The sequence below is a fragment of the Paraburkholderia sp. RL17-373-BIF-A genome, from assembly GCF_046030175.1.
Taxonomy (GTDB): Bacteria; Pseudomonadota; Gammaproteobacteria; order Burkholderiales; family Burkholderiaceae; genus Paraburkholderia.
On sequence record NZ_JARESO010000028.1, the window covers coordinates 1 to 14,669 of the forward strand.

Genomic DNA, 14,669 nt, shown 5'->3' on the forward strand with positions numbered 1-14,669 from the left:
TGTCAGCAGACGTCTTGCGGCCGGCAAAATCAACGTCTCTTCCATACACCGGTGGTCTGCACAGAACTCGGCATATGCATCCACCATGGCTCGCAGGTCCTGAAGTGCGGGAGGCCCCTTCAATTCATACCGGGTCAGCGCGTGCTCTATATTTCTCAACCTCACGTCACCTTGGGCATGCTGGGACTCCAGTTCCGTGAGGACGTAGTCAAATTCATCCGTCCGATCCCGCAGCGGTGTGAACAGGTAACGATCCTCTTTAGGATGATGCACCTGCTGGGGGTACTCGCGGATGTAATAAAGCATCGCCCGTAACACCATGAGGCCCGGAGTGGGCGTGCCTGCTGCCAGTAGACGCACGAAGCGTCGCATGCCCTCTACCACGGTCGACATCTGCTGGTGTTCATGAAGGATGACGGCTATGGCACTACGCGGTCCCTGAGACTGCATATCAAACTCCGCAGCAGAATATGAAAGGCATCGACGAACAGATTTGCTGCTTCATACCAGCGGGATGAGCAGGAAGCTGCGCCGATACCTTAATGCTAGTCATCTGCCCCTGGACATCAAAGCGCGCGAACGCCACTGTCTTGATGGAGATCAACAGCGGTACGGACATGGTGTCCATGGGGTCAGCGCCCGTCGACCGCAACGATTCCTGACTGACTGTCCCGTGCAACTGCCGTCGACGCCGCGGCGATAAAATCGACGATGCGGTAGCGCTCAACTACACGGAATTTCAGGAGGTAGCAGCTATGGAATGGACGGACACACGGCCCGTCGCGCCGGGATACTACTGGATGCGATTTACGGACGACCGGTCGCCGAAGCAAACAATCGGGGAGATCGCAGACGTGCCCGGGAACGGTTCACGGCAGTTAGTCGTGGTCCTTCTCGGCGACGATGAAATATTGGAACTGGACGACCCGTTCTTCGACCGCGCGCTGTTTGCTGGACCGATGGATCCGCCGTCGATGGAATGACCGCCGTAGCCGGACGTGCGGCCACTCGCCCCGTAGAGCTTCAGGCCTTTTTGTAATTCGCGCCACAAGGCGAAGACGTCTCTAGAGTGTGAACGGCTATTCATTACTGAGGTCTTGCAGGCCAATCTCCCGGTGCTTTCTGCCGCAGAGGGGGCGTTGCCCTCCTCTGCGGAGGCTGTATGCAATCCAGCGCTAACGGAATCACACAGCAGGTCGCCTGACGGCGGTGCAGCAGGACATCAGGCGCTCGCTCGCCTAGCTTCCACGGGGGCGCTTCACAGGCGAGCGCAGTGCGTCGATCTCATCGAGCAGATCGAGGACTAGCGCGACTCCCGGAGGGTTGATCTGAAGGTCGTGCGCCAGCCGCTGCGCGGTGCGTACGCGCCGCAGCGCTGCGCCGCTGAAGCGCCACTCCTGCGGCCGCTCGCCCCTCGGCTCAAACACGCCTTCAGCCACCCAGAGCGTCAATTCCTCCTCCGATGCCCCGCTCACCCGGCTCAAATCAACCAGGGTGAACTCGACTTTCTCATCGACAATCTGCCCTTGCAAATAGGTCGTCGTACTCGTCTCTTTCACGATGATCACCGATAGAAGTTCGCGCGAGGATTGAAGTTGAACGCCCGCCGCATCGCATCGTAGGCGGCCTTCGCAGTGTCGCTATCCGCCGGCGGCAGCACGATGTTCAGAATCACATAGAGATCACCTGGCGGGTCGCCTGGAATGCCTTTGCCTTTGAGCCGCAAGCGCCTGCCGCCGGCAGAATCCGCCGGCACCGTCATCTCGACCGAACCGTCAGGCGTCGGCACGGTAACCTGCGCGCCGAGGCCGGCTTCCCACGGCGCCACCGGCAACTCGAGCGAGACGTCGCGCCCATCCACGCGAAAGCGCGGATGTTCCCGAAAGGCGATTTCCAGGTAGAGGTCGCCGGCAGTTCCGGGCGTGGCGCCTGCGGCGCCCTGCCCGCTCAGTCGCAGATGCTGGCCCGCGCGAATCCCCCTGGGAATGGATACATTCAGCGTACGTGTTTCCAGCGAAACATGGCCTTGTGCATCGATCACCGGCATTTGCAGCGAAATCGAGCGCTGGGCACCACGATAGGAATCTTCGAGATCGATCAGTACCTTCGCGTGATGGTCTTCGCCGCGCACATCGAAAGGCCGCTGCCGCGGATGCGCGCCACGCGCGCCGCCGAATATCTTCTCGAAGAGATCGTGGAAATTGGCTTGTTCGACGGTCTCGTTGCCCGCGCCGCGGAATTCGAAGCCCTCGTCCCAGTTCGGCGGCGGCTGGAAGTCCTGGCCGTTACGCCATTCGCTGCCCATGCGGTCGTAGGCTGCGCGCTTCTCCGGGTCCTTGAGCACCTCGTAGGCTTCGCCCAGTTCCTTGAAGCGATCTTCGGCGTCGGTGTGCTTGCTGAGGTCCGGGTGGTACTTGCGCGCGAGCTTCCGATACGAACGTTTGACGTCTTCCTGAGACGCGCTGCGCTCGAGACCCAGGGTCTCGTAATAGTCTTTGTATTTCATACTGGCGGCAGACCCATGAGGAACGGATGCGGCAATGCGCACTCCATCGCGTGGCGGTCAGGGATTGACTTTATACCGATCCGGATAGACCGGCAAAGTTGCACGTTCGGTACGCGGCTCAGTGGTTGCATTGCTGTAGCCCGTCATGCGGGACTACATTGTCTTCGGGAAACCCTGTCCAACCACGCAGCATTGCGAGCCCTACCTGACAATCCATGAGCGCATCTATGCGCAACAGCCGCATCCGACCATGTAGTCGAGTGGATCTCGACACGCGGTCAAGGCGGCTGCGTGTCGCCGGTCACGACAACGCCCACGCCAAACGCAAATCTTTTCCATACCAGGCTGAAGCCTTCGAGATCAGGAATGTGGATCTGCTTGTCAGGACGGGTGGTCATTGCCGTTTTGCTCGTGGAGCGGGTCAGGGCTCTTCTGGGTTGAGCGGAGCACGCCGGTGTCGTCGAAATAGAAATGGAACAACTGATACCACACACCGTCTTCCAGATATCGATAGCTCCATACCTCGCGCTTGATCAGAGGGAAATACGCGGTTTCCTCGGGGCGTCCGAAGTTGACGAGCACGTCGTTCTTCGTCCATTTGCCGAACTCCGCTCGATAGAATTCGCTCGGCTGGAGCACCTGACGGACACTGATCACCCTGCCCTCCGCGTCAATGTCTGCAGCCGTGGTCACTTCACCCATCGGCTGCGTCGGCCACATCAGACGCTTCGCACCGTTGGGCAGGTCGTACATCTCCCGCGGCTGGCCGAGTCTTGCAATGAGATTGGATTGCGGTTCGCCTACCTCAAAACCTTGCCAGGGCTGCGCACAGGCGCCCAACGCGAGCAGCGCCGCGCAGGCCAGCCCGCTGCACCTGCGCCTGGCCTGACGCCATGTTGGGCTGTTCGTTTTCGGACGGTGGAATCTCATGCTGGACTCCGTGAATCGGTTCAGTTCAAAGTTTTGGCACTAAATGCAATATTCACACCCGCGGATTACGATCGACCGCGCAGATTGGAAACATACATCAAGCAATGAGTCAACAATCCTGGCCAATCTGACGAAGCCGTCGTACACGTTAATCGAAATACCGGCTGACGCGTGCCGCGAACTTTCTGGTGCCCTGGTGCGCGCCCGAAGGCCTGATTGGTGGCGTAGACGGTGAAATACACATCGAACCCATGAACGGTGCCGTGGAGCATTCTCGTTCCCCCTCAATGGCAACGGCTGCAAACAACGCCAGCTAGGCATGTCTGATCTCGCGCCGCGCAAGCCAGATGCCTGGCAACATCGGAAGCCAGAAGGTCAGTCCGCGCAGCAGGAGCGTCCCGGCCAGTGCCGCTTCGACCGACACGCCAAGCAGGCTCAGCATGCCAACCGACGCCGCTTCGAAGGTGCCAAGACCGACGGGGATGGGTCCGATCGTCGCGACCATTGAGGCGATGGCAAAGCTGACGAAGACCGCCCAGAGCGGGGGCACGTCGCCGATGGCGTTGAATGCAAGCCAAAGCGTGAGCGCATCGAGCACGAAGATGCACAACTGAAGTCCCACGGTCTGCAGAAGCAAGCGCGGGCTACGGAGTAGATCCGTGGGCGCATCGGTCAGTTCCCGAAGGAGGGCTGTGGCGCCCAGGCATTTGCTGACCCAAGCAATCGGGCGGCGTTTTCCCCACTGCTTCAGGCTCAGGACAGCCGCTGGGACTGCCACCGTGATGATCACAAAAATAGTTACCGCGATCAGTAATGGGAGGCTCAGGCGATGCTGCAGCCACAGCATACCGGCACTGGTGAGCACGACGACCAGGTACGCGATATCGTAGGAGAGAAGGCCGACCAGCATCACTGCCATCGCTACCTCGGGCGGGACGCGCCGTCGGATCAACCCTCGTACGACCAGCATCGTGCCGCTGATGCCACCGCTCGGCAGGACCTGATCGGTAAAGACCTTCGCGACACCAAGCGGAACGAGGGTCCGCAGCGGCATTGGATGTCCCGCGCGATTCAACACCTGACGCCATACGTAAGCGGCGCTAACGTACGTTCCAGCCTGCACAAAGAGCGCCACGAACAACCACGCAGGATGCGCCGACCTCACAAGCTGGCCCATCTTTTCGAGCGAACCGAAATGCAGGCTGACGAGAATGACGGCCAGGAAGCCCAGCATACCGATCACCCAAACCATCAGCGACCGCAGCCGGGATGCTTTACCGAGTACACTTGGCGCAATCCTCACGAACCCCGTCTCGGTAGAAGGCACAGGCCTTCCCTCCGGCGGCAGGACGTCACCCTCAAGATTGTGGGCCGTGCGAACGGTGCGAGTTTGCGAGGTGCTCATTCAAGGTTGCCGGGTCGCCCTGATGATCATCGAAAAGAGACGGCCGAGATCTGCCTCGACTTCGACCCCAGCGAACGGATCGCGGTTTGTTCCAAACGCCTCATTCAGCTCGTTCCAGTCCACCTCGGTCAGCCATTGACGCGCGGCAGCTAGAATTACCTCTTCTTCCAGACGCCTGTGATTTGCGGAAAACACGGCGTATTCTTCGACCGTCTCGCGCAATACCGGGAGACAGGAGTCGCCGGCCAACTCGTATCGGGTCAACGCATGTTCGATGTCTCGCAATCGCGCTTTGCCTTGAGCGTGCTGTTTTTCGAGTTCGTCGATGGTTTGGTCGAGGTCGTTGACACGGTGCCGCAAGCGCGCGAACAGTCCGCAGAGGAGTTTTCCCCTGACGTTGCGCGACATGGCCGGGCTTCAGGAGCGCATCAAGTTGCTCGAAGAGGAAATCGCCGACCGGGTCGCCGAGCACACCAACCGCAGCGTGCTGATCCTCACCGCCGTCACGGTTATCGCGTTACCGGTCAACCTGATCTCCGGTTTGCTGGGTATGAACATAGGTGGCTTGCCGTTGAAATACGACAACCACGGATTCTGGATCGTCGCGCTCATCGCGCTGCTGTTGACCAGCGTGGCCGCCTGGCTGATTTTCCGCCCACGAAGGGATTGATACACATCAACTGGCAGCAAAATCAATCACATATATTGAACCAACGCTAGACAAAACTACGCGGAGACATCGAGAGGCGGAATGAGCGACCATCGCGCAGGCCCGGTAGTTGCGGGCCAGCTGAGAATTCGTCCGCCTTTCGGGGAATAACGTGTTTGCATGACTTCTGAACGCCGTGCCGGCATAGCGTGCGGGTTGCTGAAACGACGCACCACCTGGAGGTTGACATGAAATGGCTAGCAGAATACTTTGCGCAGCGCACCAGTCCGCTGACTCTGAGTCTGTGGGCACACCCGCCCCTTATTCTGGGACCCGATGGACCCGTCGCACAACCGGCATACGTTCTCCCCTATCCGGGTGTGCCACTCGCCTTGACCCCCGCTCAAGTGGTCGAAGCAGGAGGTCTGCGTTATGAGCTACCGGCTCACTACGACGCTGTGCAGCCACTCACGACGTCCGCTGCTGGATTCCCCGCGGGTGAACCGTCGCCGCAGTTCTTTCGCGAAGTGACAATCTATGCGCCGTCGCGCTTTAACCCTGACTTTCTGGTCACAATCAACCGGGTCTTTTCTTTCGTGCCGGTCTTTTCGTCGGACGGCAGTCCGGGCTTTTTCGGGTCAAGCATCGACCTAGCCGAAGAAACGCAGCCGCCCTCTCAAATGGGGCTTCCGTGGACGTTCCACGGTTACATCAGCATCTGAAGACGCATGCAGGCGGCGTTCCCCGACGAACGGGTTTCAGGCGCACTCGGTTCGACGCCCACACTTCGCGCATTGGCCGGTTGCGCTCGCGACTAGTTCGCCACCGTTGCGCCCTGCTTGCATCGTTCAAGGCGGCACGCTGCCCTCACCGCGGGCAGGTTCCGACGCATCACTACCGCAGAGGAGCATCAAATGGCCCGCGACACTTCACAGGTTGTCTGGTTCGAGGAACTGAGGCGCGCCGACGTTCCTCGAGTCGGTGGCAAGAATGCATCGCTCGGCGAGATGGTCGCCAACCTCTCGGAACAGGGCGTAAAGGTTCCGCCGGGCTTCGCCGTCACAGCCGATGCTTACCGGCAATTCATCGAGGCAAATGGATTGCAAAAGACCGTCTCCTCAGTGCTTGGTGAATTCGCCGGTGGCAAGCTTTCTCTGGCCGAAGCGGGAGAATCCATTCGTCGCGCCATCCTCCGCGGCGATTGGCCCGAGGAGACCGCCCAGGCGATTCGCTCCGCGTACGATGAACTCAACCGCCGCATCGGACAGCACGATATGGACGTGGCGGTGCGCTCAAGTGCGACGGCCGAGGATCTGCCGGACGCGAGCTTTGCCGGGCAACAGGAAACCTATCTCAACATCAGAGGGGGACGAGCATTGCTCGACGCGTGCCGGCGCTGCTACGCATCGCTTTTCACGGACCGCGCAATCAGTTACCGGCAAGCAAAAGGTTTCGATCACCTGAAGGTCGCGTTGTCGGTCGGCGTGCAACGCATGGTCCGGTCCGACCTCAGTGGCGCCGGTGTGATGTTCTCCATTGACACGGAGACGGGCTTCGACAATGTGGTGCTGATCAACGCGGCCTGGGGCCTCGGCGAAAACGTCGTTCAGGGCGCAGTCGACCCCGATGAATATGAGGTATTCAAGCCGCTGCTGTCCGACCCGTCCCTGTCGCCGATCATCGGCAAGAAGCTCGGCGAGAAAGCCCTCAAGATGCTCTATACGAGCGATAGCGGGCAGCCGACCAGGAATGTCCCGACCTCGAAGGCGGAGCGCGCTGCCTTCGTTCTGAGCGACGAGGAAATTCTGGCCTTGTCACGCTGGGCCTGTGTCATCGAGCGCCACTACGGGCAGCCGATGGACATCGAATGGGCCAAGGATGGCCAGACCAACGAAATGTTCGTCGTGCAGGCCCGGCCGGAAACCGTCCAGTCGCGGCGTGAAGCCAGTGCGGTAAAGACTTATCGAATCAAAAAAGCGGGTCGCAAACTCCTGTCCGGAGTGAGCGTTGGCGAGGCCGTGGCGACTGGCAAAGTCTGCGTGATCGAGAATCCGGGCGAGATGGGGCGCTTCGTCGACGGCGCCATTCTCGTCGCGCGGACGACGGACCCCGACTGGGTGCCCATCATGAGGCGCGCCTCTGCCATCGTCACCGACCACGGTGGACGCACCTCGCACGCGGCCATTGTGAGCCGCGAACTCGGACTGCCAGCCATCGTGGGGGCGACCAGGGCCACTCATCTGCTCCACGACGAGCAGGAGGTGACCGTCTGCTGTGCAGAAGGCCGCGAGGGTTTTGTCTACGAGGGCATTGCCGACTACGAAGTCGAGGACATCGACTTTGACAGTATTCCCGCGACCCGCACCAAGGTCATGTTGAATCTGGCCAACCCGGCAGCAGCCTTTCGCTGGTGGCGGCTTCCCGCCGATGGCGTCGGGCTCGCGCGGATGGAATTCGTCGTCAGCAACCACATCAAGATCCATCCAATGGCGCTTGTACGGTATGACTCACTCAAGGACGACGCTGCGAAGCGCACCATCGACGAGTTGACCGCAGGGTACGAGGACCGGACAGAGTATTTCGTGGACCGGCTCGCGCGTGGCCTGGGACGGATCGCGGCGGTTCAGTACCCGCATCCTGTGGTCGTCCGCATGAGCGACTTCAAGACCAACGAGTACGCGAACCTGATTGGGGGCAGCGAATTTGAGCCGAAGGAAAACAATCCCATGCTCGGATTCCGTGGCGCGTCACGCTACTATTCGCCGCGCTACCGGGAGGGATTTGCGCTCGAGTGCCGCGCGATCCGCCGTCTGCGCAACGAGATGGGCTTCAGGAACGTCATCGTCATGATTCCGTTCTGCCGCTCGACGAAGGAAGCCGACCGGGTACTCGAAGTGATGGCCGAGAACGACATCAGGCGCGGCGAGGCTGGGCTGGAGGTCTACGTCATGTGCGAAATTCCCTCCAACATCATTTTGGCAAAGGCGTTCGCACAACGCTTCGATGGCTTCTCGATCGGCAGCAACGACCTGACGCAGTTGACCCTCGGCGTGGATCGCGACTCAGCAGAGCTTGCCGAACTGTTCGACGAGCAGGACGAAGCCGTTCGCTGGATGATCCAGAACGTCATCACCCAGGCGCACAAGGCCGGCGCCGACGTCGGTTTATGCGGACAGGCGCCGAGCGACCAACCAGAGTTCGCCGGCTTCCTGGTGGAATGCGGCATCGATTCGATGTCGGTGAGTCCCGACAGTTTTATCGCGGTCAAGCGCCGCGTTGCGACCGCCGAACAGACTGTACTTTCCGACATCGCTGAGTAGGCGATGCCCGTTTCGCCGCAGGCCCACAACAGGATTGATCATGACAGACATTGTGACAGTAACGCTGAATCCCGCGGTGGACGTGGCAACGTCTGTCGAGCAGATCACCGACACGCGCAAGCTCAGATGCAGCGCTGCGCAGCGGGACCCTGGCGGCGGCGGGATCAACGTGGCACGCGTGGCGCAACGGCTGGGGGGCGACTGCGTCGCACTCTATCTCCACGGAGGCGCAACCGGTCATATGCTGCGGCAATTGCTCGATGCGGAACATGTGGCCGGCCAGGGCGTCGAGATCACCGGAGAAACACGTGAAAATTTTTCGGTTCAGGAGACGTCGACCGGGCGGGAGTACCGTTTCGTGATGCCGGGCCCCACCGTCGCGGAAAGTGACCTGCAACGGTGCATCGACCGGATCAATGCATTGGGGGCGCCGCCGCACTATCTGGTGATGAGCGGCAGCTTGCCCCCCGGCGCGCCAGTCGATAGTTATGCGCGAATCGCGCGCTCGACATGCGCGTCCGGTACGCGTGTTGTTCTGGATACGTCGGGCCCCGCGCTCGCCGCTGCACTCGACGCAGGCGTGTGGCTCGTCAAGCCGAGCCTGAATGAGCTGAGGTCCCTGACCGGTCAGCCCCTTGCCAGCGAGCCTGAATGGCTCGCCGCAGCAGAGGAAATCGTCCGCGACGGACGCGCACAAATCGTGGCCCTGACGCTCGGTGACCGAGGCGCAGTGCTAGTGACGGCCGAACGCTTCCTGCGAGCAACCGGGCTCTCCGTGCAGGTGTCCAGCTCGATTGGGGCGGGTGACAGCTTTGTAGCTGCGATGGTTTGGGCGCTCAACCGCGATGCCAGTCTCGATGAGGCTTTTCACTACGGCGTAGCCGCGGCATCGGCCACGCTGCTGAGTGCCGGCACAGCGCTTTGCAAGCAGGCCGATGTCGAGCGGCTCTATCGTGAAGTGTCGAGCCACTGAGATGACTGTCTGCCCCTTCTGCACAACCCCGTGGCCTCTCCAATCTTCTACTGGGCAAAGCAGAGTCAACCGATTTCAGATCGCTTGCGCGCGTGTAAAAGGCGCGTCATTGACCGGCATCAATATATTGAGTACGCGCTGCGCCACCCTATAACTTATGCATCGCGCAGGGTTGCGGGATGCGTTGTCCGAGGAGAAAGAGATGAAGTCAGATGAGGCGCTCAAACATGACGTCGAGCAGGAGTTGCTGTGGGATTCCGCCATCGATGCCCGGAATATCGACGTAACCGTTCAGGGTCGTGTCGTGACGCTCGAAGGCTCGGTATCGAGCTATGCCCAGAAACTCGCCGTGCAGAAAGCCGCGCAGCGTGTGGCTGACAGCCGCGCGGTCGTGATGGAACTCGTCGTGCGTCCGCCGTCGCCTTCGAAGCACACGGATGAAGATCTGGCCGCAGCGGTCATGTCGACTTTGAAATGGCAGGACGGTGTGCCGGAGAACGCAATACAGGTGGTCGTGGACCACGGCTGCGTCACTCTCAGTGGGGAAGTCAACCACGGCTTTCAACGCCAGACGGCCGAAACGGTGGTGAGCCGCATGCGCGATGTGGTTGGCCTGTCCAATCAGATCACCGTGCGTGGCGATGAAGTTGCCACCGATATCCACACGCAGATCGCCAAGGCGCTGGCGCGGCGGGCACAGCGCGAGTCGGCGCGGGTCAACGTAAATGTGCACGATGGCGTCGTCAGGTTGACCGGAACCGTCGATTCATTGGCGGAAAAGCGTGCAGCATGCGGCGTAGCGTGGGCAGCGAAAGGCGTGCGGTGGGTGGTGGATCAACTGAGCGTCAACTGAACATCGCGTCGCGCATACGAGCTGTTTCTGACAACGCCCCGCCGTCCGAACTGGCAGGTATGCAATGCAGTGGTCTCCTGTTGACGCAGGTTAATGCGGAATCCCTATGAAGCGCTGCGCGCGCAAAGGATCGCTCGATGCGCGCCGGCCGTTCTCGCGTGAGCGCACCGAACACCGTGCCCGCGAGGTCCGTGACACTCATTCGAGGCCGCGCCGCATATAGATGTCCGCGAGTTCTGCCCGCTCTTTCTGGAACTCGCCTTGGAGCGACAGTTGCTCGACTTCGAGGTAGGCGCGCTCGACATCGGCCTGCGCACTGACGGAAACATACTCGCCTGTGGTTATCGTAGATGACAAGCTCGCCCTCGCGCGCGAACGCGGCGCGATACTCACCGTCAATGCCACGACGGCGGATCCGGCGGCAGGGATTCAGAAGGAGATTGGCGGCGCGTGGCGTGTTGGTCACGGCCCTATCGCGTAGCGCCTTTGCTCAGGCGCTCGGCATGGTCCGGCGCGGCGGTACTGTCTCGCTCAATGGCTTGTCGCGGGGCGATTTTCCTTTGCCGATCTTTTCGACTGTGCTCAACGGCATCACGGTGCGCGGATCGATTGTCGGGACTCGCCGTGACTTGCAGGAGTCGCTCGAGTTCGCAGCCGAAGGACGAGTGCGGGCACACATTCACACCGACCGTCTGGAGAACATCAACGCTGTGCTCGCGGACCTCAAGGCCGGCAAAAACCGACGGCCGCGTGGGGCTGACACTCGACTGACCTGCTGCCTGTTGAGCGATCCAGAAGGCGTGCCCGCAGAATTTCAGTGCGGTCACGCCGCGATCAGCTTACCTCGCTCACCTCTTCAGCAACGCAAGCATGGCTTGCTCGAGGGACACGAGCCTGGCATTTGTAAGCTCGGCATGGAGCTTCATCGCCCGAATCAGAAACTGGACGTTTGCGTCCTCGCTTTTCGAGGCGAGGTCATCGAATTCTGAAAAAATTTTGCTGACGTCATCGGCATTCATGGTCGTTCCTTGCAAGGTTGGCAGAGGGCTTACGAATCAATTCAACCTCCGGTCGAGGAGTATTCAATCTGGCGCTCCCCCAATGGCTCCGGGGCAAACGCAAGCGCCTCAACGCATTTAAGCAGCGCCATACTGTTTCCTGCCGCCGCTTCGAGCGAGCTACCACTCAAAGCACAGCCGGCTTACTCGACAACTCGTCGCGCTTTTCCTGTTGAGCTGGAAAATGCCTTTTCAGCAGCGCCGTCACCTCCTCGATGCCCCGGAGTACTCCGGCGTGATAGTTGCCCAGCTTGAAAGCGGCCTCCATCTGCCGGCAGATGGCCTCCCACTCACCAGGTTTCACCCGTGCATGCACTCCGCGGTCCGCAACGATCTCAACATCGTGATCGGCTAGCAGGAGATATATGAGCACCCCATTGTTGTGTTCGGTATCCCAGACTCGCAACTCGGAAAATACATCTATTGCACGTTCCTTAGCCGACATTCCTTCCAGCAGAGCCTCGAAATGCAGCGCACCTTCGACTGCAAACCGGATCTGCCCAATATGGGCCCGATGGCTTTCCTGGATGGCTTTTTCAATGGCGCGTAGTGTAGGAGTCGGGAAAGCACGATTCACGTGCCACCGGGTCACGAACAAATGCTTCAGGATACGTTTGAGCTCCATGGCTACCACCTGCCCGATGCGCCGCCGCCGCCAAATCCGCCGCCACCGCCCCTGAAGATCGTGCGGCCGGAGCCGCTGCCGAATCGGCCCGATTGCCCGCCGATCGCACGCCCGCCCGCGTAGGCGCCGAGACCGCTGCCGAGCAAGGTGAATGCGAGAGCGATCGCGCCTGCCACCACTGCGATGTAAAGTGTGCCCGACAACATCCACGCGACGACCGCGACGGCTCCGCCCGTCACCACAGAACCGGGTAGTCTCCCTAGTAGCACTCGGAACACGCCGCCGGCGACCATGGTGAGCACGAAAAGAATCGGTAGATAGCGCGCGAGTAGCCCGGACGCGCCACCTGCATGCTGTTCCGGAGTCGGCAGAGGCTCGCCATCGACAACGTGCATGATGCTGTCGACGCCTGCCGCCACGCCGCCGTAAAAGTCCCCTTGCCTGAATCTCGGAACAATCGTCTCGTTGATGATCCGGCTGCTGGTTGCGTCCGTGAGTGCCCCTTCGAGACCATAGCCCACTTCGATACGCAGGGTCCGGTCGTCTCTGGCGACGATGAGCAGCACGCCATCGTCAGCGCGCTTGCGTCCAAGCTTCCATTGCTCAACAACGCGCAGCGAATACTGTTCGATGGTTTCCGGCCGCGTAGTGGGCACGATGAGCACTGAGATCTGGCTCCCCTTTTTAGCCTCGAACGCCTGCAATGTCTGTTCTAGCGTCGAGCGCTGTTCGCTGGTGAGTGTGGCCGTCTCGTCGGTGACATGCGCGGTCAATGCGGGAATCGCCACGTCCGCGCTGGCACCGCACGGCAAGAACGCGAGGACAGTGAGCAGCAGCATACCGACGAGTTTGAGGATCTTCAATTTGCCGCTCCACTGGCCGGCGCGGGCGCCGTGCTGAAATCGACCTGCGGAGGACGCGCAATCGCCGCCTCGTCCGACACCGAGAAATTGGGTTTCTCCTTGTAGCCGAACAGGTTTGCGGTGAGATTGGACGGGAACGAACGCACGGTCGTGTTGTAGTCTTGCACCGCCTTGATATAGCGGTTGCGGGCCACAGTAATGCGGTTTTCGGTTCCTTCGAGCTGTGCCTGCAAGTCGCGAAAATTAGCATCGGACTTCAACTGCGGGTAATTCTCCGAGACGACGAGAAGTCGCGATAGCGAAGACGACAACTGAGCCTGGGCCGCTTCGAATCTGGCGAATGCCTGCGGGTCGTTGATGAGCTCCGGTGTCGCCTGCACGGATCCGACCCGGGCACGCGCCTCGGTCACGCTCGTGAACACTTCTCGCTCCTGGCTCGCGTAGCCCTTCACCGTGTTCACGAGATTCGGCACCAGGTCAGCACGACGCTGGTACTGGTTGAGTACCTCCGACCAGCTCGCTTTCACCTGCTCGTCCTGAGTCTGGATAGCGTTGTAACCGCATCCGGAGAGGGATATCACGACGACAGCAAGCAATGCAAGACATAGAGTGCGCATTGAACCTTCCTGTTCTTCTGGGAACCGCCCCGAGTACGGCTCTGGTGAGGACCGCGGTGTGGTGAGATTTGGACCAGAAGGGCTTTCCTGCATCCTCGATGCAGGCAACCTCAGGCTACACGTAAGGACCGGGCGTACGTTGACCCATATCAAGTACCCCGTCAGGGGAAAATCAGCCGAGTGCACTACAGCGCACTCACTGCGGCCGAAGGTCTAACGGACGGACAGTCTCTTGCCGGAGCGCCACGGCTTGTACAAGGTACTCACGCGCGCGATTACAGATCGGAGTCAATCTCCGGTTCGACGCCCGGAGCGTGTCGCACCAGCAATACCGGCGCATTGGCGATCGGGATAACGGACTCTGCAACGCTGCCCAGCAGCATCCGGCACATGCCGTGACGGCCATGCGTACCTCATCACGACAAGCTCGGCCTCGTGCCCTGACGCGCCATGGGCGAGGACCGCCGCGACGTCCCTCACCGCAATTCTGCTATGTGAAGCTGCGGTTTTCGCGTGTGAGCGCCAATTCCGCAGCTTGAGTGCCCGTGCTTGCCGAAATGTCGAATGCGCGCATTCGACCGATTTGAGCCATCCAGATCGGGGCAGGAGTGGCCGCTTCGCGCTTGACATGGGTCAATCATTGTCTATGCCATCTCTGGAAATACAACATCAAGGGGTCTGCTCACCCGTTCCCTTCGAGGGGCGACTCCACATCCTGCGCCGCGGCTGTCGCTAGCGACTTCGCGCAGGTCACCGCGTCGAGGAAGCCTGTGCAGATCTTCATACCGAGTGATCGAACAGGTTCACGCTCGCGATGGTGTGGCTTCATTCTGACCTCTGTCCGTTTGCCAGCGCATGTCCGACGTCATG

At 60.5% G+C, this 14,669-nt stretch carries 18 protein-coding genes and 1 pseudogene; 7 read left to right on the plus strand and 12 right to left on the minus strand.

The features are described 5' to 3' along the window. The coding region (locus tag P0D80_RS29135; RefSeq protein ID WP_408288747.1) for a hemerythrin domain-containing protein at nt 1-450 on the minus strand (450 nt) is incomplete at its 3' end. Between the two features lie 305 nt (nt 451-755). Between P0D80_RS29135 and P0D80_RS29140 the strand changes: the two genes are divergently transcribed. Beyond that, nucleotides 756-983 carry a hypothetical protein gene (locus P0D80_RS29140; protein ID WP_408288750.1) on the plus strand — a complete coding sequence of 76 codons (228 nt, stop codon included), beginning with the start codon at nt 756-758 and terminating at the stop codon, nt 981-983. Between the two features lie 255 nt (nt 984-1,238). On the opposite strand, the gene P0D80_RS29145 is transcribed toward P0D80_RS29140, so the two are convergent. The 5 genes from P0D80_RS29145 to P0D80_RS29165 form a co-directional block, all read right to left on the minus strand. Further along, nucleotides 1,239-1,568, minus strand: a complete 330-nt coding sequence (locus P0D80_RS29145) for a chaperone modulator CbpM (RefSeq protein WP_408288753.1) — start codon at nt 1,566-1,568, stop codon at nt 1,239-1,241. Further along, the gene (locus P0D80_RS29150) at nt 1,565-2,506 is read right to left on the minus strand and encodes a DnaJ C-terminal domain-containing protein (RefSeq protein WP_408288756.1); all 942 of its coding nucleotides are present in this window, start codon (nt 2,504-2,506) and stop codon (nt 1,565-1,567) included. The genes P0D80_RS29145 and P0D80_RS29150 overlap by 4 nt, the downstream gene beginning before the upstream one ends. A gap of 381 nt (nt 2,507-2,887) precedes the next feature. Next, complete coding sequence (locus P0D80_RS29155) at nt 2,888-3,436, minus strand: hypothetical protein (RefSeq protein ID WP_408288759.1); 549 nt, start codon at nt 3,434-3,436, stop codon at nt 2,888-2,890. Nucleotides 3,437-3,749: 313 nt separating this feature from the next. Continuing rightward, nucleotides 3,750-4,841 carry a lysylphosphatidylglycerol synthase transmembrane domain-containing protein gene (locus P0D80_RS29160; protein WP_408288762.1) on the minus strand — a complete coding sequence of 364 codons (1,092 nt, stop codon included), beginning with the start codon at nt 4,839-4,841 and terminating at the stop codon, nt 3,750-3,752. Next, a complete protein-coding gene (locus P0D80_RS29165) occupies nt 4,842-5,249 on the minus strand; it encodes a hemerythrin domain-containing protein (protein ID WP_408288765.1) in 408 nt (135 codons plus the stop codon). It lies immediately after the preceding gene. Here P0D80_RS29165 and P0D80_RS29170 point away from each other — a divergent pair. From P0D80_RS29170 to P0D80_RS29190, 5 genes are all read left to right on the plus strand, one after another. Beyond that, nucleotides 5,248-5,511, plus strand: coding sequence for a CorA family divalent cation transporter (locus P0D80_RS29170; protein WP_408289066.1), 264 nt, complete (start codon nt 5,248-5,250; stop codon nt 5,509-5,511). The two genes, P0D80_RS29165 and P0D80_RS29170, sit on opposite strands and share 2 nt — an antisense overlap. A gap of 227 nt (nt 5,512-5,738) precedes the next feature. After that, entirely contained in the window at nt 5,739-6,212 is a 474-nt protein-coding gene (locus tag P0D80_RS29175; protein ID WP_408288768.1) for a hypothetical protein, read from the plus strand. A gap of 192 nt (nt 6,213-6,404) precedes the next feature. Next, the gene (ppsA, locus tag P0D80_RS29180; RefSeq protein WP_408288771.1) at nt 6,405-8,810 is read left to right on the plus strand and encodes a phosphoenolpyruvate synthase; all 2,406 of its coding nucleotides are present in this window, start codon (nt 6,405-6,407) and stop codon (nt 8,808-8,810) included. A 40-nt stretch (nt 8,811-8,850) separates the two neighbouring features. Beyond that, nucleotides 8,851-9,783: a 1-phosphofructokinase family hexose kinase gene (locus tag P0D80_RS29185; RefSeq protein ID WP_408288774.1), complete on the plus strand. Its 933-nt coding sequence runs from the start codon at nt 8,851-8,853 to the stop codon at nt 9,781-9,783. A gap of 202 nt (nt 9,784-9,985) precedes the next feature. Then, complete coding sequence (locus P0D80_RS29190; protein WP_408288777.1) at nt 9,986-10,636, plus strand: BON domain-containing protein; 651 nt, start codon at nt 9,986-9,988, stop codon at nt 10,634-10,636. A 198-nt stretch (nt 10,637-10,834) separates the two neighbouring features. Here P0D80_RS29190 and P0D80_RS29195 read toward each other — a convergent pair whose 3' ends face one another. Then, nucleotides 10,835-11,041: a VIT1/CCC1 transporter family protein gene (locus P0D80_RS29195; RefSeq protein WP_408288780.1), complete on the minus strand. Its 207-nt coding sequence runs from the start codon at nt 11,039-11,041 to the stop codon at nt 10,835-10,837. Here P0D80_RS29195 and P0D80_RS29200 point away from each other — a divergent pair. Further along, nucleotides 10,989-11,407 (plus strand): annotated as a pseudogene (locus P0D80_RS29200) (zinc-binding dehydrogenase); the annotation flags it as partial. The gene P0D80_RS29195 and the pseudogene P0D80_RS29200 sit on opposite strands and share 53 nt — an antisense overlap. A gap of 77 nt (nt 11,408-11,484) precedes the next feature. On the opposite strand, the gene P0D80_RS29205 reads toward P0D80_RS29200, so the two are convergent. The 5 genes from P0D80_RS29205 to P0D80_RS29225 form a co-directional block, all read right to left on the minus strand. Beyond that, complete coding sequence (locus P0D80_RS29205) at nt 11,485-11,655, minus strand: hypothetical protein (RefSeq protein ID WP_408288783.1); 171 nt, start codon at nt 11,653-11,655, stop codon at nt 11,485-11,487. 166 nt (nt 11,656-11,821) lie between these two features. Further along, nucleotides 11,822-12,319, minus strand: a complete 498-nt coding sequence (locus P0D80_RS29210) for a TPM domain-containing protein (protein WP_408288786.1) — start codon at nt 12,317-12,319, stop codon at nt 11,822-11,824. A 2-nt stretch (nt 12,320-12,321) separates the two neighbouring features. Beyond that, nucleotides 12,322-13,182, minus strand: coding sequence for a TPM domain-containing protein (locus tag P0D80_RS29215; RefSeq protein WP_408288789.1), 861 nt, complete (start codon nt 13,180-13,182; stop codon nt 12,322-12,324). Then, nucleotides 13,179-13,799 carry a LemA family protein gene (locus P0D80_RS29220; protein ID WP_408288792.1) on the minus strand — a complete coding sequence of 207 codons (621 nt, stop codon included), beginning with the start codon at nt 13,797-13,799 and terminating at the stop codon, nt 13,179-13,181. Before P0D80_RS29220 ends, P0D80_RS29215 begins: the two co-directional genes overlap by 4 nt. Nucleotides 13,800-14,074: 275 nt before the next feature. Further along, nucleotides 14,075-14,191, minus strand: coding sequence for a hypothetical protein (locus P0D80_RS29225; protein ID WP_408288795.1), 117 nt, complete (start codon nt 14,189-14,191; stop codon nt 14,075-14,077). Between the last annotated feature and the right edge of the window lie 478 nt (nt 14,192-14,669).

What these genes read in the sequence shown, in the direction of transcription:
- P0D80_RS29190 (WP_408288777.1), top strand. Translation starts at nt 9,986, where the DNA reads ATGAAGTCAGATGAGGCGCTCAAACATGACGTCGAGCAGGAGTTGCTG.
- P0D80_RS29160 (WP_408288762.1), bottom strand. Translation starts at nt 4,841, where the DNA reads ATGAGCACCTCGCAAACTCGCACCGTTCGCACGGCCCACAATCTTGAG.
- P0D80_RS29170 (WP_408289066.1), top strand. Translation starts at nt 5,248, where the DNA reads ATGGCCGGGCTTCAGGAGCGCATCAAGTTGCTCGAAGAGGAAATCGCC.
- P0D80_RS29225 (WP_408288795.1), bottom strand. Translation starts at nt 14,191, where the DNA reads ATGTGCCGGATGCTGCTGGGCAGCGTTGCAGAGTCCGTTATCCCGATC.
- P0D80_RS29165 (WP_408288765.1), bottom strand. Translation starts at nt 5,249, where the DNA reads ATGTCGCGCAACGTCAGGGGAAAACTCCTCTGCGGACTGTTCGCGCGC.
- P0D80_RS29150 (WP_408288756.1), bottom strand. Translation starts at nt 2,506, where the DNA reads ATGAAATACAAAGACTATTACGAGACCCTGGGTCTCGAGCGCAGCGCG.
- P0D80_RS29175 (WP_408288768.1), top strand. Translation starts at nt 5,739, where the DNA reads ATGAAATGGCTAGCAGAATACTTTGCGCAGCGCACCAGTCCGCTGACT.
- P0D80_RS29140 (WP_408288750.1), top strand. Translation starts at nt 756, where the DNA reads ATGGAATGGACGGACACACGGCCCGTCGCGCCGGGATACTACTGGATG.
- P0D80_RS29205 (WP_408288783.1), bottom strand. Translation starts at nt 11,655, where the DNA reads ATGAATGCCGATGACGTCAGCAAAATTTTTTCAGAATTCGATGACCTC.
- P0D80_RS29155 (WP_408288759.1), bottom strand. Translation starts at nt 3,436, where the DNA reads ATGAGATTCCACCGTCCGAAAACGAACAGCCCAACATGGCGTCAGGCC.
- P0D80_RS29185 (WP_408288774.1), top strand. Translation starts at nt 8,851, where the DNA reads ATGACAGACATTGTGACAGTAACGCTGAATCCCGCGGTGGACGTGGCA.
- P0D80_RS29220 (WP_408288792.1), bottom strand. Translation starts at nt 13,799, where the DNA reads ATGCGCACTCTATGTCTTGCATTGCTTGCTGTCGTCGTGATATCCCTC.
- ppsA (WP_408288771.1), top strand. Translation starts at nt 6,405, where the DNA reads ATGGCCCGCGACACTTCACAGGTTGTCTGGTTCGAGGAACTGAGGCGC.
- P0D80_RS29210 (WP_408288786.1), bottom strand. Translation starts at nt 12,319, where the DNA reads ATGGAGCTCAAACGTATCCTGAAGCATTTGTTCGTGACCCGGTGGCAC.